The 4,121-nt window shown below is 61.0% G+C and carries 4 protein-coding genes; 2 read left to right on the forward strand and 2 right to left on the reverse strand.

Annotation, left to right across the window (positions count from 1 at the left end; genetic code table 11):
• Both FY112_RS12805 and FY112_RS12810 read right to left on the reverse strand, forming a co-directional pair.
• Positions 1-1,212: cytochrome P450 (locus FY112_RS12805; protein ID WP_151518518.1), on the reverse strand; the 1,212-nt coding region annotated here is incomplete at its 3' end.
• Between the two features lie 59 nt (positions 1,213-1,271).
• Positions 1,272-2,525 carry a GGDEF domain-containing protein gene (locus FY112_RS12810; protein ID WP_017959925.1) on the reverse strand — a complete coding sequence of 418 codons (1,254 nt, stop codon included), beginning with the start codon at positions 2,523-2,525 and terminating at the stop codon, positions 1,272-1,274.
• A gap of 435 nt (positions 2,526-2,960) precedes the next feature.
• On the opposite strand from FY112_RS12810, the gene clpP reads away from it, so the two are divergent.
• Positions 2,961-3,596 carry an ATP-dependent Clp endopeptidase proteolytic subunit ClpP gene (clpP, locus tag FY112_RS12815; RefSeq protein ID WP_017959926.1) on the forward strand — a complete coding sequence of 212 codons (636 nt, stop codon included), beginning with the start codon at positions 2,961-2,963 and terminating at the stop codon, positions 3,594-3,596.
• A 296-nt stretch (positions 3,597-3,892) separates the two neighbouring features.
• Positions 3,893-4,121, forward strand: a 229-nt coding sequence (locus FY112_RS12820; RefSeq protein ID WP_281408463.1) for a ClpX C4-type zinc finger protein, incomplete at its 3' end; no start/stop codon positions are given.

Raw genomic sequence — 4,121 nt, forward strand, 5'->3', positions numbered from 1 at the left:
GAAATGATAGACATCCTTGACCACCGGCGTCTTCGCCAACTTCAGGCCGGCAAGCCGCTTGAACAGGATCGGCAGCACGACGTTTAGCTCCAGCCGCGCCAGCGGCGCGCCGATGCAGAAATGGATGCCGGCGCCGAAGGAGAGGTTTGCCGCCTCGTTACGGTCCGGCTTGAAGGTGAGGGGATCGGTGAATTTCGCCGGGTCGAGATTGGCGGCGGCGAGGATGAGGCTGACCTTGTCGCCGCGCTTGAAGGAGACGCCGTCGATTTCTGCAGGCTCCAGGGCCCAGCGCTGGAAGATGTGGACCGGCGCGCAGATGCGCAGGGTTTCCTCGACGGTGCGCTCCGTCGTCGCCTCGTCCCGGAAGAGTTCCGCCGGATCGCAGCCGCTGTCGAGGATGGTGCGCACGGAGTTGCCGATCTGGTGCACGGTCGCCTCATGCCCGGCATTGAGCAGCACGATCGTCGTCGAGACGAGCTCCTCCTCGGTCAGATACTGGCCCTTGTGCTCGGTATGGATCATGTGGGTCAGCAGGTCGTCGCGTGGTTCGGCGCGGCGCTCTGCGATGACCGTCTTGACGTAGTCGGAAAATTCCTTGGCCGCCCGTTCGGCCTCTTCCTCCTGCTCGCGCGTACGGCCGAACATGTACATACGGACATAGGCGTGCGACCAGTTAAGCAGCTGCGGCCCCATCTCCTCGGGAATGCCGATCATCCGGGCGATCATCGTCACCGGGATGATGTCGGCAAAGGCCGAGAGCAGCTCGACCTCACGCTTCTCCGCGAAGCCGTCGATCAGCCGGTTGGCGAGTTCGGCAAGCTCCGGTTTCATCTTCTCGACATGGCGGGAGACGAAGGCGCGGTTGACGAGCGTGCGCAGCCGCGTGTGCTCCGGCGGTTCGAGTTCGAGCAGGGAATAACGTTCCGAGAGATCGAAACTGGCAAGATGCGGCATCGGCTCCGCAAGTCCAAGCTCCTCGCGGCTGGCGATATGCAGGATCTGCCGGCCGAAGCGCCGGTCGCGCAGCAGGCCGTTCACATGGTCGTAGCCCGTGAAGAACCACTGCTTCTGCTCGCTCCAATAGAAGGTCGGGCAATGGGCATGAAGTGCGGCATAGACGGCATTCGGATTGCCGTAAAAGGCCGGGTTGCGGCCGTCCAGCGAGACATGACGGTTGGCGCGGTCGATCGAGAGAAAGGATGGGATCATCATGCCCCGAGCCTTATCGGATTTGCCGGACCTCGGAAAGATGTGGGGGCAGGGATCCCGGACTACCCGGCCCGTGACAGGGTACCCATGCGTCGCAGCGCTTCGACCTGGTCGTCGACCGTTGGCACGAGTTCGCCGGCAGTGCTGCTCGGCGTGGCTGGTGCAGGGGCTGCGGCCTCCGCTTCGCCGAAGGTGACCGTGCAGTTGCGCCCCGCGGCCTTTGCCGCATAAAGCGCCCGGTCGGCGGCCGAGATCAGCTTGTCGATATTGGCTTCGATCGAGGAGGCGAGCGCGATGCCGATGCTGACGGTGACCGGAACGATCGCTTCGCCGGTGCTGACGGGAAGGCGGCAGAATTCAGTGCGGATCGCTTCGGCGATCGCCTCGGCTTCCGTCTGGTCCGCGACGGCGGCGAATGCGGCGAATTCTTCGCCGCCCATACGGCCGAAGATGTTGTTCGGAATGTACTGGCGGGCCATGCGCGCGAAGGCGGTCAGCACGGCATCGCCGGACTGGTGGCCGTAACGGTCGTTGACGCGCTTGAAATGGTCGAGATCGAAGAGAATGACCGCGACCTGGCGCTGCTCGTTATGAGCTCTTTCCTGGATGCCGTCGAAATAGCCGAGCAGGCCGCGGCGGTTGAGCACGCCGGTCAGCGAGTCGGTCAGGGTGAGCGCACGCAGGTGTCGTTCGGAGCGTTCCATGATCAGCCGGCAGGTGAACGCGAAAGCGATGGTCAGCAGGAAGGCGGTGGCCATGGCGGAAGCGCCGCCGAGATTCGTCGCCTCGACATCGCTTGGCATTGTCAGCGTCATCGTCAGCGCCGAGCCGAAGCACAGGCAGCCCTGGAGGACGAACACACCCATCAGCTTGATGCGGGTCCGCTCGCGGCGCATGTCGCCGGCGGCGACCGCCATGGCGAGTGCCGTCGCACCCGTCGCCGAAGCAAGGTTGTAGAGCACGACCCGGTTTGAATAATCGCTGTTGACCCAGGGCAGGAAGACCCCGGCGAGCCAGATTGCCGGCGGCAGCAGTGCCCACCATTCTATCCGCTTGCGGTCGAGTGCGAGAAAACCAGCCACCCAGGCGCTCTGGCCGAGCAGGGCGATGGCATTGCCCGCCTCTATGGAAAGCACGCTGGGGATTTCGCCGCGCAACGCGACCATCGCAAAGCCAATGCCGGTCAGCAGGAAGCCCAAGCCCCAGTAGAGATAGGCCTCGTTCCTGACGTTGTGGCGCCAGGCGACGAACAGCACCAAAGCGAGCGTCATGGCCTCGGAACACCAGATGGCGAGACCTGTAGCAATATTGAACACGGCAGCGACCCCTTGTCTGTCCGCTCACATCCTTGCCGATGAAGCTCGCCACTTCCTTAATGTCGCTGCGCTGCGGCATTGTTTTCGGCCGATATCTGCCGGTAGGCTTTCCGTTGGGTAAACGAGTATGAGCACGGTCGAATAGAGTAAGCCTTCCTTCATCCTGTCTTGGAGAAAAGCGGGGGAGACCGTAGCAAGGGCTCGCCGTTAACAAGCGTTTGAGGGAAAGAGGCTCAATGCATGTCGCCCGGAAGTGTGCAGCGGTTCCGGGATGACGACATGCATGAAAAGAAGGAGCTTAGCCGCCTTGCCCCGCCTTCTTAACGTTATCCTCATGCGTGTCTTGAAGAGGAGGGCCGGGACACTCTATGTAGGGGTAAGAGATTTTTCTTTGATTCCCGGCGCCGGCCGGCGAGACGTTGACAAAGGACGCACATGAGAAACCCAGTCGATACCGCAATGGCCCTCGTTCCGATGGTCGTGGAACAGACCAACCGCGGTGAACGCTCCTACGACATTTATTCCCGCCTGTTAAAGGAACGCATCATCTTCCTGACAGGTGCTGTCGAGGACCATATGGCGACGCTCGTCTGCGCCCAGCTGCTCTTCCTCGAGGCGGAAAACCCGAAGAAGGAAATCGCCCTCTACATCAATTCACCCGGTGGCGTCGTCACCGCCGGCATGGCGATCTACGATACGATGCAGTTCATCAAGCCCGCGGTCTCGACGCTCTGCATCGGCCAGGCCGCATCCATGGGCTCGCTGCTTCTCGCAGCCGGCCACAAGGACATGCGCTTTGCCACGCCGAATTCACGCATCATGGTGCACCAGCCCTCGGGCGGCTTCCAGGGCCAGGCTTCGGACATCGAGCGTCATGCCCGCGACATCCTCAAGATGAAGCGCCGCCTGAACGAGGTCTACGTCAAGCACACGGGCCGGACCTACGAGGAAGTTGAAAAGACGCTCGATCGTGACCATTTCATGGATGCGGACGAAGCCCAGAGCTGGGGCGTGATCGACAAGGTTCTGACGTCGCGCCTCGAAATGGAAGGCGAGCAGGCTAGTAATTAATAGGGATGGTGTTTTCCTCGCCACAGTTCTATCCCATTTGTGATTGAACAAGGGCTTTCATCCGGCGACGAAGACGCTAATAGTAACTATTAATGCTATGTTGAATTTTTATGACATAGCATTCGGCATTCGAAGGGGAATTCGTTGCCGCCGGGGCCAGGACATGATTGGTTGGGCCCGGTTCGTAGCCCCTGAAGCCCTTCTCGGCAAAGGCTCCGGAAACGGAGTGCCGCCAGGAGCTGATAGAGTGGACCGCGATTTCGCCTTGAAATGCGGCGTGCTGGAAGGAAAGTGATATGAGCAAGGTCAGCGGCAGCAACGGCGGCGACTCCAAGAACACTCTTTATTGTTCGTTCTGCGGAAAGAGCCAGCACGAAGTCCGGAAACTGATTGCCGGACCGACCGTCTTCATCTGCGATGAATGCGTCGAATTGTGCATGGACATCATCCGTGAGGAAAACAAGTCCTCGATGGTCAAGTCCCGCGACGGCGTTCCGACGCCCCAGGACATCATCAAGGTTCTCG

This window comes from Rhizobium sp. PEPV16 (assembly GCF_008919455.1).
Taxonomy (GTDB): Bacteria; Pseudomonadota; Alphaproteobacteria; order Rhizobiales; family Rhizobiaceae; genus Rhizobium; species Rhizobium leguminosarum_Q.

Excerpts from the sequence above, each read along its gene's own strand:
- clpP (WP_017959926.1), top strand. The coding sequence starts at position 2,961 with ATGAGAAACCCAGTCGATACCGCAATGGCCCTCGTTCCGATGGTCGTG.